Origin of the sequence: Microbispora sp. NPDC049633 (assembly GCF_040675265.1) — a bacterium.
Taxonomy (GTDB): domain Bacteria; phylum Actinomycetota; class Actinomycetes; order Streptosporangiales; family Streptosporangiaceae; genus Microbispora; species Microbispora maris.
The window spans coordinates 1-15316 of record NZ_JBFAOO010000176.1 but is presented as its reverse complement, the minus strand read 5'-3'; the positions used below and the strand labels follow the sequence as shown (position 1 = coordinate 15316).

The 15316-nt window shown below is 72.6% G+C and carries 15 protein-coding genes and 1 pseudogene; 9 read left to right on the top strand and 7 right to left on the bottom strand.

Annotation, left to right across the window (positions count from 1 at the left end):
- Positions 1-649 (bottom strand): annotated as a pseudogene (locus tag AB0J39_RS31290) (FdrA family protein); the annotation flags it as partial.
- A complete protein-coding gene (locus tag AB0J39_RS31285) occupies positions 646-1548 on the bottom strand; it encodes a DUF2877 domain-containing protein (RefSeq protein ID WP_363471344.1) in 903 nt (300 codons plus the stop codon). The pseudogene AB0J39_RS31290 and the gene AB0J39_RS31285, both read right to left, overlap by 4 nt.
- Before the next feature lie 274 nt (positions 1549-1822).
- On the opposite strand from AB0J39_RS31285, the gene AB0J39_RS31280 reads away from it, so the two are divergent.
- The 6 genes from AB0J39_RS31280 (at position 1823) to cutA (ending at position 8959) form a co-directional block, all read left to right on the top strand.
- Positions 1823-3400, top strand: a complete 1578-nt coding sequence (locus tag AB0J39_RS31280) for a PucR family transcriptional regulator ligand-binding domain-containing protein (RefSeq protein ID WP_363471348.1) — start codon at positions 1823-1825, stop codon at positions 3398-3400.
- A gap of 17 nt (positions 3401-3417) precedes the next feature.
- Positions 3418-3645 carry an RNA-binding S4 domain-containing protein gene (locus AB0J39_RS31275; RefSeq protein ID WP_310742008.1) on the top strand — a complete coding sequence of 76 codons (228 nt, stop codon included), beginning with the start codon at positions 3418-3420 and terminating at the stop codon, positions 3643-3645.
- A 147-nt stretch (positions 3646-3792) separates the two neighbouring features.
- Complete coding sequence (locus AB0J39_RS31270) at positions 3793-5175, top strand: solute carrier family 23 protein (RefSeq protein WP_363471342.1); 1383 nt, start codon at positions 3793-3795, stop codon at positions 5173-5175.
- Positions 5176-5202: 27 nt separating this feature from the next.
- Positions 5203-6078 (top strand): FAD binding domain-containing protein, encoded by an 876-nt coding sequence (locus AB0J39_RS31265; protein WP_363471340.1) that lies wholly within the window; start codon positions 5203-5205, stop codon positions 6076-6078.
- Positions 6075-6578: a (2Fe-2S)-binding protein gene (locus AB0J39_RS31260; protein ID WP_363471338.1), complete on the top strand. Its 504-nt coding sequence runs from the start codon at positions 6075-6077 to the stop codon at positions 6576-6578. Before AB0J39_RS31265 ends, AB0J39_RS31260 begins: the two co-directional genes overlap by 4 nt.
- Positions 6575-8959: an aerobic carbon-monoxide dehydrogenase large subunit gene (gene cutA, locus AB0J39_RS31255; protein ID WP_363471336.1), complete on the top strand. Its 2385-nt coding sequence runs from the start codon at positions 6575-6577 to the stop codon at positions 8957-8959. Before AB0J39_RS31260 ends, cutA begins: the two co-directional genes overlap by 4 nt.
- Before the next feature lie 3 nt (positions 8960-8962).
- Here cutA and AB0J39_RS31250 read toward each other — a convergent pair whose 3' ends face one another.
- The 5 genes from AB0J39_RS31250 to AB0J39_RS31230 all read right to left on the bottom strand — a co-directional run bounded on the left by AB0J39_RS31250 (position 8963) and on the right by AB0J39_RS31230 (position 13463).
- Positions 8963-9283: a hypothetical protein gene (locus AB0J39_RS31250; RefSeq protein WP_363471334.1), complete on the bottom strand. Its 321-nt coding sequence runs from the start codon at positions 9281-9283 to the stop codon at positions 8963-8965.
- Entirely contained in the window at positions 9273-9545 is a 273-nt protein-coding gene (locus AB0J39_RS31245) for a hypothetical protein (protein ID WP_363471332.1), read from the bottom strand. Before AB0J39_RS31245 ends, AB0J39_RS31250 begins: the two co-directional genes overlap by 11 nt.
- A 66-nt stretch (positions 9546-9611) precedes the next feature.
- Positions 9612-10523, bottom strand: a complete 912-nt coding sequence (cydB, locus tag AB0J39_RS31240) for a cytochrome d ubiquinol oxidase subunit II (protein WP_363471330.1) — start codon at positions 10521-10523, stop codon at positions 9612-9614.
- An 11-nt stretch (positions 10524-10534) separates the two neighbouring features.
- The gene (locus AB0J39_RS31235; protein WP_363471328.1) at positions 10535-12004 is read right to left on the bottom strand and encodes a cytochrome ubiquinol oxidase subunit I; all 1470 of its coding nucleotides are present in this window, start codon (positions 12002-12004) and stop codon (positions 10535-10537) included.
- 394 nt (positions 12005-12398) lie between these two features.
- The gene (locus AB0J39_RS31230) at positions 12399-13463 is read right to left on the bottom strand and encodes an alkene reductase (RefSeq protein WP_363471346.1); all 1065 of its coding nucleotides are present in this window, start codon (positions 13461-13463) and stop codon (positions 12399-12401) included.
- Between the two features lie 126 nt (positions 13464-13589).
- Between AB0J39_RS31230 and AB0J39_RS31225 the strand changes: the two genes are divergently transcribed.
- The 3 genes from AB0J39_RS31225 to AB0J39_RS31215 all read left to right on the top strand — a co-directional run.
- A complete protein-coding gene (locus AB0J39_RS31225; RefSeq protein ID WP_363471326.1) occupies positions 13590-14150 on the top strand; it encodes a MarR family winged helix-turn-helix transcriptional regulator in 561 nt (186 codons plus the stop codon).
- Between the two features lie 119 nt (positions 14151-14269).
- A complete protein-coding gene (locus AB0J39_RS31220; RefSeq protein ID WP_363471324.1) occupies positions 14270-14983 on the top strand; it encodes a carbon monoxide dehydrogenase subunit G in 714 nt (237 codons plus the stop codon).
- A gap of 47 nt (positions 14984-15030) precedes the next feature.
- On the top strand, positions 15031-15316 hold a 286-nt coding region (locus AB0J39_RS31215), incomplete at its 3' end, for a DsbA family protein (protein WP_363471322.1).

The following is a 15316-nucleotide window of genomic DNA, read 5'->3' as shown; positions in this document are numbered from 1 at the left end:
CGTGGGACACGCCGACGCCGGCGAGGTCGAGCAGGCTCGTCACCTGCTGCGCGCCCGTGCCCGAGGCGGCCACGACGCCCACCGGCCCCGGGCGCAGGACGTTGGCGAAACCCAGACCCGCCCCGCCGACGACGGCGGTGCCGCAGTCGGGCCCCATCACGAGCACGCCCTTGGCCCGCGCCCGGTCCTTGAGCAGGATCTCCTGCTCCACCGGCACGTTGTCACTGAAGATCATCACGGAGAGCCCGGCCTCCACGGCGTCGAGCGCCTCGGCGAAGGCGTGCTCGCCCGGCACGCTCACCAGCGCCAGCGTCGCCTCGAAGGCCCGCGCCGCCGACCGCGTGGTGCGCGGCGGCGCCTCGTCCCGCGTCCCGCTCGCCGGCGCCCGTGCGGCGAGCTGTCGTTCGAGTTCGGCGGCGGCGTCCTCCAGCTCCTCGGGGGAGGAGGCCCGCAGCGCCACCAGCAGGTCGCCGGGCGTCGCGGGCGGCACCGCGAAGCCGAGATCGCGGGCGAGAGCCGTGTTGAGCTCGGTGGCCATCGCGACGACGGCGACGGTCACTCCGGGCTGTCCGGTGAGGGCCCGGCTCACCCGCATCAGCGTCACGGAGTCGCGGTAGACCCCGGGGCGCACCTCGACCAGGTCGTTCAACGGCCCTCCCGGAGAGCGAGGACGGCGGACAGGCCGATCTGCACGCCCCACGCCAGGTCGGCGCCCGAGGTGTGGCCGAGGCGGAGCAGGCGGTGCGCGGCCGGCTCCAGCGGCTGGTGCCCGGCCACGCCGCGCAGCACCCCGGTGACCTCCGGGCTCGCCTCGCCCCTCGCGGCGCAGTGCAGCAGGGTGGCCGAGACGGGCGTGGTCCGGGTGCGGGCGTCGTAGGTGACCGCGGCGGCCAGCCAGTCCGCCAGCCAGACGGCGCGCGGCACGCCCGCCGCCGCGCCGAGATGCCGCAGCGCGACCAGCAGGCCGGCGAGCATGTCGTCGCCGCTCGGGGTCAGCCCCGGGCCGAGGCCGATCAGCCGCTCGGCCGCCGTGATGCTGTCCAGCAGCGACCCCGCCAGGCAGCCGCGCTCCAGCAGCGCCGGGGCGCCGCCCGGGTCCAGGCCCGGCCGCCGGGGCGAGGCCGCGCGGGCGCGGCCGAGCAGCCCGGGCGCGGCCGCGAGCCGTGCGGGGTCGGCGGGGGCGAGCGGGGGAGCGGGGTCCCACCAGCGGCGTACGCGGATCGACAGGCCGCCGACGTCGACGGAGCCCTCCCCGACCCAGGCGTCGTCGCCCGCCGACACCCCTTCGACGCGCCCGGCGAGCACCACGGCGTTGGGCAGGCGGGTCGCCTCGCCCGTCACCACGGCGACGACGTGCGGCTCGGCCTCGCTCCTGATCTCCAGGTAGAGCGCGAGGGGAAAGACCGCGAGCACCCGGGCCGGGCGGCGGGGCGCCTCGAGCGCGGGCCGTACGGCAACACTCGCGGCGCCGCTCACATAGGCGGGGGCCGCCGGGGGGCGGGACGCGGGCGTCGCCGCCCGCGCTCTCGGGCGCGTGCCAACACTCACCGGACCTCCCGAAGCCAGTCGTTGCCGACGCTAAAGCCCGGTCTCCCCCCTCCGTACGGAGAAAGATGCCAACAGTCGGCCGAATGCTTGGCTCTTCCTGACAGGACCGGTGCTCGGGCACAATCGGCGTGGGACGTCCCGGAGCGGTGCGCGACCCATGACCCCACGACGTCGCGACCCGATTCAGAGAGCACGTTCAGAAGCACTTTCAGTAAGCACTGTCCGGCGAGCAGGACCGGAGACGGCATTGCACAACGACCCGGCCCCGCCCGCGATGCGCCTGGCCAGCACCGGAACGATCTTCCACGGCGTGTCGGTGGGGGAGGTGCTCGGAGTCTCGACGCTGGCGGACGCCCGTCTGATCGCCGGTCGGGGCGGCCTCGACCGCATCGTGCAGCGCCTCAACGTGATGGAGGTGCCCGACATCCTCGCCTGGGTGAAGCCGCACGAGCTGCTGCTCACCACGGGCTACCCGCTGCGCAACACGCCGCAGTCGCTCGACCGGCTCGTGGCCGACCTGGACGAGCGCGGCCTGGCCGCTCTGGCGATCAAGCTCGGCCGCTATCTGGACGAGCTCCCGGGGGAGATGGTCGAGCAGGCCGACCGGCTGGGCTTCCCGCTCATCCTGCTGCCCAACGACGTCGGCTTCGACGACATCCTCAACCAGGTGCTCACCGACATCCTCAACCGGCAGGCGGCGATCCTCGCCCGCACCGAGGAGGCGCACCGGGCGCTCGTGCAGATCGTGCTCGCGGGGGGCGGGATGCGGGAGGTCACGGCGGAGGTGGCCGGGCTGCTGCAGGTGGCCGTGGGGGCGGCCGACGCCGCCGGCCACTTCCTCGCCACCGCGGGGGAGCCCGCGCAGGTGGCCCGGCTGCGGGAGATCAACGCGGCCCTCGCGCGGACGCCGTCGGCCACGCCCGCCGGCGGCGACGGGCACCACGCCGCCGTCCCGATCGTCGCGGGCGGGCACCACCACGGGAGGATCGCGGCCTACAGCGCCCACGGCACGCTGACTCCCAGCGACATAGGGATCCTGGAGCGCGCCGCGACCGTCGCCGCGCTGGTGATCACCAAGCAGGAGGCGGTCACCGCCGTCGAGAGCAAGTACCGCGCCGACTTCCTGCGGGACGTGCTCACCGGCAGGGGCGGGCTGCGCGTGGCCGAGCGCGCCCAGGCGTTCGGCTGGGACCTGGAACGCCCGGTGAGCGTGCTGGTCGCCGAGATCGACCCCGACGCCGAGGAACGGCCGCTTCAGGACCGCATGCTCGCGGCGTGGCAGGCGTCGGTGCGCAAGCACGACCCGCGCGGCGCGGTCGCCGGTTTCTCCCATGAGGTGGTGGCGATCGTCGGGGCCGCCGCCGACCCGGCCAGAGTGGCCAGGGACGCGCTCGCCGCCGTCTCCGACGGCACGTTCTCCACCGGCCTCAGCCGGGTCGCCTCCGGCGCGGACGCCCTGCCCGGCGCGTACGGCCAGGCGCTGAAGGCCGCCAGGGTGGGCCGCCAGCTCCACGGTGCGGGCGCCGTCGCCCACTTCGACGAGCTGGGCGTCTACCGGCTGCTGTCGCTGGTGAACGACACCGAGGAGCTGCACGCCTTCGTCCGGGAGACCCTGGGCCCGCTGGCGGGGGACGACGACGCCGAGAACGCCGACCTGCGGCGCACCCTGCAGGCGCTGCTGGAGACGAACCTCAACGTCGCCGAGACCGCGCGCCGGCTGCATTTCCACTACAACACGCTGCGCTACCGGATCGGGAAGCTGGAGCGCATGCTGGGCAACTTCACCGAGGACGCCCACCTGCGGCTCAACCTCACCCTCGCCCTGCACGTGCTGCGCATGCGGGGTATCTGACTGCCTAAGCTGGCGGCGTGAACGATGCGAAGGCCCCTGCCATCACCTTCGAGCTGGACGGCGACCACATCCCGCTCTGCGATCTTCTCAAGTTCTGCCAGATCGCCGACAGCGGCGGCGCCGCCAAGCACCTCGTCGCCGAGGGCCGGGTGCGCGTCGACGGACGCGTGGAACTGCGCAAAGCCTGCAAAATCCGGGCGGGCCAGGTCGTCACCGGAGACGGGTACACGATCCGCGTGGTGTGACGCCCCGGAGTCCGTCGGTTTGGCAGATCATGCCAATGTCTGTCGCGCACGCCAGTCCTAAAGTGCCCCAAACGGTCCAGTAGCGCCGCGGAGGGACGCCTGCGGGGTGGCCGACCGGCCCACGGCCCAGTAGCAAGAGGGGCGTAAATGGCTTTCAGATGGACAGTGCACGGCGACGGGAGAGGGCTGGCGCCCGGGGACGTCGTCAAACCCGACGAGAGGCTGAGCTGGCCGCGCATGGTCGGCATCGGCGCCCAGCACGTGATCGCCATGTTCGGCGCGACCTTCGTGTTCCCCCTCGTCATGGGGCTGGACCCGAACACGGCCGTGATGATGTCGGGCGTCGCGACGATCCTGTTCCTGCTGTTCACCCAGGGGCGGATCCCCAGCTACCTGGGCACGTCGGCGTCGTTCGTCGGCGGCGTGGTGGCCGTGCGGGCCGCGTTCGGCGGCGACACCCCGGGGGCCGACCAGGTCGTGACCGGCGCGATCCTCGTCGCCGGCCTGGTGCTCGCCCTGTGCGGTGTGGCGATCCACGTGCTCGGCGTGCAGATCATCCACCGCGTCTTCCCGCCGGTCGTGACCGGCGCGGTGGTCATGCTGATCGGGTTCGGCCTGGCGTACGTCGTGGCCGACGTCTACTGGCCGCAGGACCCGTGGATCGCGTTGATCACGATGGTCGCGACGTTCGTGTTCGTCGTGCTGTTCCGCGGTTTCCTCGGCCGGATCGGCGTGCTGCTCGGGCTCGTCTTCGGGTTCGTCCTGTCCTGGCTCGCCGACAAGGTCTTCGGGAACATCACCGCCTACAACGCGGGCACCGGGAAGATCGACACGCACCCCCGGGTGAGCTTCCAGGCCGTCGCCGACGCCGACTGGATCGGGCTGCCGCACTTCCACGCGCCGTCGTTCCAGGCGTCGGCCGTGCTGGTCGTGCTGCCCGCCGTGATCGCCCTGATCGCGGAGAACGTCGGCCACGTCAAGGCCGTGGGCCAGATGACCGGCGCCGACGTCGACCCCCAGATGGGCAGGGCCGTCATCGCCGACGGCGTCGGCACCGCGGTCGCGACCGCCGTCGGCGGCTCGCCCACCACGACGTACGCCGAGAACATCGGCGTCATGGCGGCCACGCGGGTCTACTCGACGGCGGCCTACTACATCGCCGCGATCATCGCGATCCTGTTCGGCCTGTGCCCGAAGTTCGGCGCGCTGATCGCCGCCACGCCCGGCGGCGTGCTCGGCGGCGTCACGGTCATCCTGTACGGCATGATCGGTCTGCTCGGCGCGAAGATCTGGGTGGAGAACCGGGTGGACTTCGCCGACCCGGTGAACATGGTGCCGATCGGCGCGGGGATCATCCTCGCGATCGGCCCGGTCACCCACCAGATCACCGGCGACTTCTCGCTCGCCGGAATCGCGCTCGGGACGATCGTGGTGCTCGCCGGCTATCACCTGCTCCGCGCCATCGCGGGCAGACGAGCGAAGGAGGTCACGGGTGGGGAGATCGGGCTCGAACGCGACCCGGCCGTCTGAACGGCCCGCGCCGCGGGTGCGCACGCGGTGAAACCGCCTCCGTTCGACTACCACGGCCCGGTCACCCTCGGCGAGGCGCTGGACGTCCTCGCCGAGGCCGGGCCGGACGGGAAGGTGCTGGCGGGCGGCCAGAGCCTGATCCCGCTGCTCAACATGCGGCTGGCCGCGCCCGCCCACATCGTCGACGTGAACCGCGTGCCCGGTCTGGACGGGATCGAGGCCGGTCCGGGCGGCGTACGCGTCGGGGCCCTGGCCCGGCACGCCGCCGTGGAACGCTCGCCCGAGGCCGCCGCCGCGCTGCCGCTGCTGCGCCAGGCGCTGCGGCTGGTCGCCCATCCTGTGATCCGCAACCGCGGCACGGTGGTGGGCAGCCTCGTGCACGCCGACCCCTCCGCCGAGATGCCGGCCGTGCTCGCCCTGCTCGGCGGGTCCGTACGGCTGGCGAGCCGGGGCGGGGAGCGGGAGGTGCCGGCCGCGCAGTTCTTCACCGGTCCCATGGAGTCGGCGCTGCGGCCGGGGGAGCTGGCCGTGTCGGCGTTCTTCCCGGCGCCGCCCGCCCGGTCGGGCACGGCCTTCCACGAGGTGGCCCGGAGGCACGGCGACTACGCGGTGGCCGGGGTCGCCGCAGCCGTCACGCTGGACGAGGACCTCCGGATCGCCGCCGCCCGCGTCGCCTGCGTGAGCGTGGGCCCCGTCCCCGTGGTCGTGGACGTGACCGCCGCGTGCGGTGCGCGCCCGGCCGCGTCGGCCGGCTGGGAGGCCGCGGCGGCCGCCGTACGGGACCGCGTCGAGCCGGAGGGCGACATCCACGCGACGGCGGACTACCGGCGGCACCTCACCGGGGTGCTCGCCGTACGGGCACTGCGGGACGCCGCCGCCGCGGCCCACGGGGAGGAAGCGTGAACGAGACGCGCCATCAGGTGACGCTGACGGTCAACGGGGTCGTCCGGGAGGCGGAGGTGCCCGGACGGCGGCTGCTGTCCGACTGCCTGCGCCACGACCTCGGCCTCACCGGCACCCACGTGGGCTGCGAGCACGGCGTCTGCGGCGCCTGCACGGTGCTGCTGGACGGTGAGCCGGTGCGGTCGTGCCTCACGTTCGCCGTCACGGCGGACGGCCACGAGATCACGACGGTGGAGGGCCTGGCCCGCGGCGAGGGCGAGCCGTCGCCGGTCCAGCGGGCCTTCGCCGAGTGCCACGCCCTGCAGTGCGGGTTCTGCACGCCGGGCTTCCTGTGCACGGTCACCGCGTTCCTGCGGGACAACCCCGCCCCGTCCGAGGAGGAGGCGCTGGAGGCCGTGGCGGGCAACCTGTGCCGGTGCACCGGCTACCAGAACATCCTCAAGGCGGTCCACCGGGCGGCCGAACTGCAGGCGGAGCTTCAGACGGAGGAGGACCGGTGACGACCAGGCTGTTCGGCGAGCCGGTCCGGCGGCGTGAGGACGCCCGTCTCATCACCGGTCAGGGCCGCTACCTCGACGACCTCGGCGCGGGCGCGCTGGCCGCCGCCTTCGTCAGGTCGCCGCACGCCCACGCGCGGATCCTCGACGTCGACGTGTCCGCCGCCCTCGACGTCGAGGGCCTGGTGGCGATCTACACCTGGGAGGACCTGCCGGGCGCGCTGGCCGAGCCGCTGCCGCTGCTGATCCCGCACCCCGCGCTCACCCATGGTCGCACGGCGTACCCGCTGGCCCGGGAGATCGTCCGGCACGTCGGGGAGCCGGTCGTCATGGTCGTCGCGCGCGACCGCTACCTCGCCGAGGACGCCTGCGCGCTGATCCGGGTCGACTACGAGATCCTCAAGCCGGTCGTGGGCATCGAGGAGGCCGTGCGCGGCGTCCACCTCGTGCACGAGGACGTGCCGGGCAACGTCGGCGCGCACCTCGTCCAGGAGGTGCCGGGCCACGGCGGCGTCACGGCGCGGGAGGCGGTCGAGGCGGCCCCGCACCGGCTGGAGTTCCGCCTCGACGTCGAGCGCAGCGCGTGCACGCCCTTGGAGGGGAAGGGCGTGTACGCCCGCTGGGACGCCGACGACGGCTCGCTGCGCGTCTACTCCTCCACGCAGACCTCCACGAGCGTGCGGATGGCGATCGCGGCCAAGCTCGGGCTGCCGCTGCCCAAGGTGGAGGTCATCGCGCCGGACGTCGGCGGCGGCTTCGGCGTCAAGATCGTCCACCCGTGGCCCGAGGAGATCCTCGTGCCGTGGGCGGCCCGGCTGCTGAACCGCGAGGTGAAGTGGGCCGAGGACCGGCGCGAGCACTTCGTCTCGTCGTCGCACGAGCGCGGCCAGGTCCAGCACGTACGGGTCGGGTTCGACGACGACGGGCGCGTCCTCGGCCTGGAGGTGGAGATCCTGCACGACCACGGCGCCTACACGCCGTACGGGATCATCGTGCCGATCATCACCTCGACCCAGTTGCTCGGGCCGTACAAGGTGGGGGCCTACCGGGTCGAGTTCTCCTCGATCTACACCAACACCGTGCAGGTCACGCCCTACCGGGGCGCGGGACGCCCGCAGGGCGTGTTCTGCATGGAGCGGACGATGGACAAGATCGCCGCGTACCTCGGGCGGGACCGCACGGAGGTCCGCGCGGCCAACTTCATCCAGCCGGACGAGTTCCCCTACGACCAGGGCCTGACGTTCCAGGACGGGCGCCCGCTGATCTACGACAGCGGCGACTACCCCGAGGCGCTGCGCATGCTCAAGGAGCTGATCGGCTGGGACTCCTTCGCCGAGGAGAAGGCCCGCGCGGCCGCCGAGGGGCGCAGGATCGGCATCGGCGTCGGCTGCTACGTCGAGGGCACCGGCGTCGGCCCGTACGAGGGCGGGCACGTGCAGATCACCTCCGACGGCCGGGTGCACGTCTCGACCGGCCTCACCTCCCAGGGGCAGGGGCACGAGACGGTGTTCGCGCAGATCGCCGCCACCGAGCTCGGCGTGCCGATCGAGAAGGTGTCGGTGGTCACCGGCGACACCCGGCGCTTCGGCTACGCCGTGGGGACCTTCGCCTCACGGGCGGCCGTGATGAGCGGCAACGCGATCGCGCTCGCCTGCCGGAAGGTCAGGGAGAAGGCGCTGCGGATCGCGGCGGAGGCGCTGGAGGCCGACCCGCGCGACCTGGAGATCACGGACGGGACGGTCCACGTCGCCGGCGTGCCGTCGGCGTCGATCCCGCTGGCGACCGTCGCCGTGCTGTCCAACCCGCTGCGGTACGCCTTCGACGAGGAGGCCAAGCGGGCCACGCAGTTCGCCGGGCCCGCCTCCGACGACCGGCCGCCGGTGGCCGAGGGCGAGGAGCCCGGGCTGGAGGGCCGCGACTACTACTCGCCGGTGAGGTCCACCTTCGCGGCCGGCATGCACGCGGCGATCGTGGAGACCGACCCCGACACCGCCGAGATAAGGATCCTGCGGTACGCCGTCGTCCACGACTGCGGAAAGCTGATCAACCCGATGATCGTCGAGGGGCAGATCCACGGCGGGGTCGCCCAGGGCGTCGGCGGCGCCCTGTACGAGAAGATGGTCTACGACGAGCACGGCCAGTTGCTGAACGCCTCGTTCATGGACTTCCTGATGCCCTACGCCACCGAGGTGCCGCGCATCGAGACGGCCCACCTGGAGACGCCCTCGCCGCTGAACCCCCTCGGGATCAAGGGCGCGGGGGAGGCCGGGGTGATTCCCGTCTCCGCCGTCATCGCCTCCGCGGTCGAGGACGCCGAGGGCATCGCGATCGACCGGATGCCCATCTCCCCCTCCGACCTCCACCACCTGCGCCTGGATCGCTGATCGTCACGGTCCGATCATCTGACCGACCCGGAAGACGAGCTCCCCATGGGAGCGTGGATCGATCTTCGTGTGGGGCTTGGTGAGGCTGGCCGCGTTGAGAGTCTCTATCACTCCGAGGTCCGCGACCCCGGTCCCCGGGACGGTGAAGAGACGGCGCGGATGGATGAATTTCGCCATCGTGTCGTCCCGCCGGTAGACCGGGAGGGCCAGCACGTTTCCGGACCCGTCACGCAGGTGGCGCCTGCTTGAGATGACCAGGCGCGGCTCCGGCCCGAGTACGGCGTTCACATGCCAGATGTCGCCGAAAGCCGGCTCAGCCGGCATTGAGGGCTTCCCGATCCGTGCGGCGTTCCTCAGCGAGCCGGGCCGAGTTCTCCCGGATGCGCTCGGCACGCCGCGCCAGCGCCTCCTGGGCCGCGGGGTCGTTGGCGAGGTCCGCGTAGTGCCGGTCCTCGTCCATGTCGATCCACTCGGCCAACGCCTGACTCACCAGAGCCGAGACCGACATGTTCCGGGCGGCGGCGATGCTGCGGATGTCGTAAAGGACACCTTGGTCGAGGCTGAGGGCGGTCTTTTCCGTAGCCATACCCCTTAGCTTATCCGGCCGATTCCCTCCGACCATGGCGGTATTGCCGATTGTGTAGGTATGTCCTCAGGAGACCGCAGCGGTGAGGCGCTTGCGGAAGACCCAGTAGGTCCAGGCCTGGTAGGCGATGACGCCCGGCAGGGCGAGCAGGCCGATCCAGGTGAGGACGGTCAGCGTGTACGGCGCCGAGGCCGCCTCGGCCAGCGTGAGCCCGGGCAACGGGGCCGACCACAGCACGCCGAAGACGGTGGCGGTCGTCGCGGCGATCGACGTGGCGGTCGCGGTGAAGGCCCAGCCCTCCCGGCGGCCCCACACCAGCGTCACCCCGGCCGCCAGCGCCGACGCGGCGAGCAGGGCCGTCCCCAGCGTCCACATCGGCCCCTTGCCGGGCACGGACGGCAGCGTGCCGATCGCGACCGGCACCGCGCCGACGGCCGCGAGCAGCGCGGCACGGCGGGCGCGGGCGCGGACCGCGCCGGTCGTCTTGAGCGCGACGAACACCGCGCCGTGCAGCACGGCCACCGACAGCGACAGGGCCCCGCCGAGCACGGTCGCCAGCGCCGTGCCGAACAGCAGGTTGCCGAAGATCGCACCCCACAGGAACGCCGGCAGCACGCTGCCGGTGACGATCCCGGCGTCGCACAGCGCGACCTCGCGCCGGGAGTGGACCTTCCCTCGCCATTCCAGGCCCACCCCACGGACGATCAGGCCGGTGATGACGAGGAAGACCGCCAGGTAGAAGCCGCTCAGCAGGCCGGAGTACCACGCCGGGAAGGCGGCGAACATCGCCCCGATCGCGGTGATCAGCCACACCTCGTTGCCGTCCCAGACCGGCCCGATGGTGCCCAGCACCTGCTTGCGATCGGCCTCCGATCGCGACAGCAGCGGCAGCAGCGCGCCCACGCCGAAGTCGAACCCCTCCAGGACGAAGTAGCCCGTCCAGAGGAAGGCGATCACGATGAACCAGAAGGTCGTCATCTCGTGACTCCTCAGTACATGAGCGTCGGCATGAGCCGCGCCTCGTCGGACTGGGCCGGAACGGCGCCGGCGGGCGCGGTCTCGGCCGGAGGCAGCTCCGGGCCCGCCTTGACGTGCCGCACCAGCAGCACGCCCTCGGCCAGGGCCAGCACGCCGTACAGGACCGTGAAGACGGCCAGGGTGATCGCGACCTCGCCGAGCGAGACGCCGGGCGACACACTGGCCGCGGTCATGAGCTCGCCCTGGACGGTCCACGGCTGGCGGCCGATCTCGCTGAGCAGCCAGCCGGCGACGATCGCCATGGTGGGCAGCGGGAGCGCCAGCACGCAGAGGCGGGCGAACCAGTCAGGCACCGGCTTCGCGGTGCCGCCCTTCCGGCGCCGGGGCCGCCGGGTCAGCCACAGGCCGAGCACGGACAGGCCCACCGTGGCCATGCCGAAGCCGATCATGACACGGAACGACCAGAAGACGACCGGCACGTTCGGGGTGTAGTCGGCCGGCCCGAAGGCCTTCTCGTACCGCGCCTGGATGTCGTCGACGCCCTGGACCGTAGCGCCGGGGTCGTGCGCCGCGAGCAGGCTGAGCAGGCCGGGCACCTCGACGCCGGGCGCGATCGAGAACGGCGCGCCGGCGGTGTCGTGGCGCAGGCCCTCCGCCGCGGCGAGCTTCATGGGCTGCTGCTCGCGCAGCAGCTGGCCGGACAGGTCGCCGCTGCCGGCGACGACGGCCCCCGCGATCGCCGTCATGACGAGCGCGGCGCGCAGGCTGGTCCGCCACATGTCCGGCAGGCGGCGCACGGGCACGGTCGCGTCCTGGACGGCCCCGGCGTTCCCGCGGCCGGGCACCAGGCCGAGGCCGCGCTCGCGCAGGATGCGGTAGCCCGCGACGGCGATGACGAACCCGCCCGCGACGACGAACGAGGCGGCGACCACGTGGGGCACCTGGGCGAGGGCCGTAGAGTTGGTCAGGACGGCCCACAGGTCGGTCATCCTGGCCCTGCCGTCCACGACCTCGTAGCCGACCGGGTGCTTCATCCAGGCGTTGGCCGCGAGGATGAAGTACGCCGACAGGTTGGACCCGATGACGGCGGCCCACAGGCAGGCGAGGTGGAGCCGCTTGGGCAGCCGGTCCCAGCCGAAGATCCACAATCCGAGGAACGTCGACTCCAGGAAGAACGCGAGCAGCGCCTCCAGCGCCAGCGGCGCGCCGAACACGTCGCCGACGAAGGTCGAGTACTCGCTCCAGTTCATCCCGAACTGGAACTCCTGGACGATGCCGGTCACGACGCCCATGGCGAAGTTGATCAAAAAGAGCTTGCCGAAGAACTTCGTCAGCCTGAGGTAGTGCTCCTTGCCCGTACGCAGCCAGGCGGTCTGGAGTCCGGCGACGTAGACGCCCAGTCCGATCGTCAGGGGTACGAAGAGAAAGTGGTACACGGTGGTCACCCCGAACTGCCACCGTGCCAGGTCAAGCGCGTCCATGTCTCCCTCACAGCGGAGCTCTACGGCCTGTAGTTCTATAACAAGTAGTACTACAAGCTGTAGAGCATTAGGGCCCCGCAGCGTGCGATCTTCGTCACAGCCGGGCGGAGTGCCGCCCGGCCCCCGGCTCGCGGGGGCCCGGACCCCGTTTCTTGCGGTACCGACGATTGCGGTCGGACGGTCCCGGCCGCCAGGGACACGGGTCCCGTCCCGCCGGGAGCGCCTCCTGGGGAGGCACGGGATCAAGAATGGACGAATGCCGACAAGTGGTGCGTCCGCCGCGCGGCTGATTCACCCGTACGCCGCGCGGTTGAGAACCCGCGGGGAAACGGGACGCGGAACGGCGAAGACCTCCGGTTCGCCGAACCGGAGGTCTTCGCGTCCTGTGTGCCGGCTACGCCGCGGCCGGGTGGAGGGCGAGCGTCGGATAGTCGGTGTAGCCGCGGTGGTCACCGCCGAAGGCCGTGCTCAGATCCGCCTCGTTGAGCGGCGCGCCGACCCGCAGGCGCAGCGGCAGGTCGGGGTTGGCCAGGAAGGACTTGCCCAGCGCGACCAGATCGGCGCCCCAGCCCAGCAGCCGCTCCGCGGCGGACGCCGGGTCGGTGGCCGCGGGGTCGTTGACGACGAGGGCGTTCGGCCACAGGTCGCGGATCCGCGCGTTGAGCTCGTCGCCGCCGGTCGCCACCAGGTGCAGATAGACCAGGTCGAGATCGGCGAGCGCGGACACCAGGGCGGGGTAGAGCTCGTCCGCGTCGTCCTCGGCCAGTCCCTGGGCGCCGTTCCGGGGGGACAGGCGGATGCCCACCCGGTCGGGGCCGATCTCCGCCGCGACGGCCCGGGCGGTCTCCACCGCGAAGCGGATGCGGCCGGACACCGTCCCTCCGTAGCGGTCGTCGCGCAGGTTGGCGTTCCGGGACAGGAACTGGTGGATGAGGTAGCCGTTGGCCCCGTGGAGCTCGACCCCGTCGAACCCGGCGTCCACGGCGCGCCGCGCGGCTGCGGCGAAGTCGCGGACCGTGGCCTCCACTTCGGCGGTGGACAACGCGACCGGCACCGGCGTGTCCTGAAGGCCCGACGGCGTGAAGATCTGCCCCCCGACCCGTACGGCCGAGGGGGCGACGGGAAGCCTGCCGGTGTTCGCGGGATGGCCGGCCCCGCCCGCGTGCATGATCTGGGCGACGATCCTGCCGCCCGCCGCGTGGACGGCGTCGGTCACCTCGCGCCACCCCGCGACCTGCTCGTCGGTGTGCAGCCCCGGCGTGTCCATGTAGCCCTGCCCGGCGGGGCTCGGCTGGACGCCCTCGGTGACGATCAGGCCGGCCGAGGCGCGCTGGGCGTAGTAGAGCGCGGTGAGCGGAGAGGGGATCCCGGCGACGTACCTGCGTGACCTCGTCATGGGTGCCATGACAAGGCGGTTCGGCAGACGGAGGGAGCCCAGCTCGAAGGAGGAGAACGGCATGATCGTGTCCTTTCGCGTCATCATGTGGCCAGCCAACTTGGTTGGCAAAATTGGTCGGCCAATGAAAGTCATACAACTTGGCCGACCAATATGCAAGCGGTAGGCTGATCGGGGAGAGGGGGCGTGATGATGGATGCGCTGACCGGCGACGCGGGGACGTGCGAGGTGCCGCAGGGTGAGGGCTCCGGCAGCCTGAGCTGCCTGATGGCGCAGGCGGCTCTGGGTCACCGGGTCCTGCTCGCCGCCATGCTCGCGGAGATCGGCCTCTATCCCGGGCAGGACCGGGTGCTCGGCGCGCTGTGGGAGAACGGCCCGATGTCCCAGAACAAGCTCGCCGCCGCGGTGGGCATCGACATGTCCACGATGACCAAGAGCCTGCAACGACTGGAGCGCAGCGGGCTCGTGAGCCGCGCGCCGTCGCCCGCCAACCGGCGGGTCAGCGTGGTGAGCACGACGCCGAAGGGCGACGCCCTGCGCCCCGAGATCCGCCGGGTCGAGGATGAGCTCCACCGCCGGATGTCCGACGGCCTGACGCCGGAGGAGGTGGAGACGCTCCGCTCGCTGCTGGCGGTGGTCACCCGCAACACCTGCCGCGAGGTCGCGCTGTCCCAGCCCTCCAAGCCCTCCTCAAAGCCCGCCTCCAAGCCCTCCTCCGCGCCCACCGCAGCGGCCGCGGCGTCCCGGTAGACCCGCCGGCGCCGCGGCGGCATGTGAACTCTGCACGACCGCCGCGCCGTGCCGGGGCAGATCTTGCCGTTCTCGCCGGGCAGGTGGTTTTCTAGGGTGCTCGGCATCGGAGGTGGCCCATGAAGGTCTCGGGCAGCGCGCTGGTCGCGGCGGAGCGCAAGCGGGTCTGGGACGCCCTCCAGGACCCCGGCGTCCTGGTGCGGACGATCCCCGGCTGCGAGCGCCTGGAGACGACAGGCGAGAACGTGTACGCGATGACGGTGACCGCGGGGGTCGCCTCGATCAAGGGCGTCTACCAGGGCGAGGTCGCGCTGCGCGACCAGGAGGAGCCGGACCGGTTCACGCTCGGCGCGCGCGGGCAGGGCGCCCCCGGCACCGTCGAGGCGACCGTGGCCGTACGGCTCAGCGACGCCGGGGGCGGCACCCGGATCGACTACGACGCCGAGGCCGTGGTCGGCGGCATGATCGGCGGGGTGGGGCAGCGGATGCTCGCCTCGGTCGCCAAGAAGACCGCGGGCGAGTTCTTCGCCGCCGTCGAGCGGCACCTGCTGTCGGCTCCCGCCGTGCCTGCCGTGCCTGCCGTGCCTGCCGAGTCCGCTGACGCCGTGACCGCGTCCGCGACTGCGCCCGTAACTGTGCCCGCGACGGCGTCCGTGGCGGCGCCCGTGACAGGGGAGGCCGCGCCGCGGGTGTTCACCCGCGAGGCCCCGGTCGCGCCCCGTCAGGGGGTGCCCGCCTGGACGATGCTCGCGGCGTTCGGGACCGGCGCCGGGGTCGCGCTCGGCAGCGCCGTCATCGGCTGGCTCCTGGGACGCCAGAGCCGCCGCCGGTAGCCCGTGGCCGGGGAATCGGCGGCCGGTGCCGCAGGTTGGGACATGTCGTGAAAGTAGAGATCTTCTCCGATGTCGTGTGTCCCTGGTGCTACATCGGCCACCACCGGCTCCGGCAGGCCGTCCGGGCCTTCGACGGGGACGTCGAGGTCGTCCACCGTCCGTTCCAGCTCGACCCGGACGGCGTCTCCGGCGGTGAGCCGCTGCTGCGCGCGCTCGAGCGCAAGTTCGGCGGCGCCGACCGGGTGGCCCAGATGACCGGTCACGTCACGGGCGTCGCGGCGCAGGACGGGCTGGAGCTCCGCTTCGACCGGGCGGTCGCGGCCGGCACGTTCG

Bases quoted from the DNA above. Each gene is read 5' to 3' on its own strand.
- AB0J39_RS31230 (WP_363471346.1), bottom strand. From the start codon at position 13,463: ATGCCGTTCTCCTCCTTCGAGCTGGGCTCCCTCCGTCTGCCGAACCGC.
- AB0J39_RS31270 (WP_363471342.1), top strand. From the start codon at position 3,793: ATGGCTTTCAGATGGACAGTGCACGGCGACGGGAGAGGGCTGGCGCCC.
- AB0J39_RS31280 (WP_363471348.1), top strand. From the start codon at position 1,823: ATGCGCCTGGCCAGCACCGGAACGATCTTCCACGGCGTGTCGGTGGGG.
- AB0J39_RS31225 (WP_363471326.1), top strand. From the start codon at position 13,590: ATGATGGATGCGCTGACCGGCGACGCGGGGACGTGCGAGGTGCCGCAG.
- AB0J39_RS31245 (WP_363471332.1), bottom strand. From the start codon at position 9,545: ATGGCTACGGAAAAGACCGCCCTCAGCCTCGACCAAGGTGTCCTTTAC.
- AB0J39_RS31220 (WP_363471324.1), top strand. From the start codon at position 14,270: ATGAAGGTCTCGGGCAGCGCGCTGGTCGCGGCGGAGCGCAAGCGGGTC.
- AB0J39_RS31235 (WP_363471328.1), bottom strand. From the start codon at position 12,004: ATGGACGCGCTTGACCTGGCACGGTGGCAGTTCGGGGTGACCACCGTG.
- cydB (WP_363471330.1), bottom strand. From the start codon at position 10,523: ATGACGACCTTCTGGTTCATCGTGATCGCCTTCCTCTGGACGGGCTAC.
- AB0J39_RS31250 (WP_363471334.1), bottom strand. From the start codon at position 9,283: ATGCCGGCTGAGCCGGCTTTCGGCGACATCTGGCATGTGAACGCCGTA.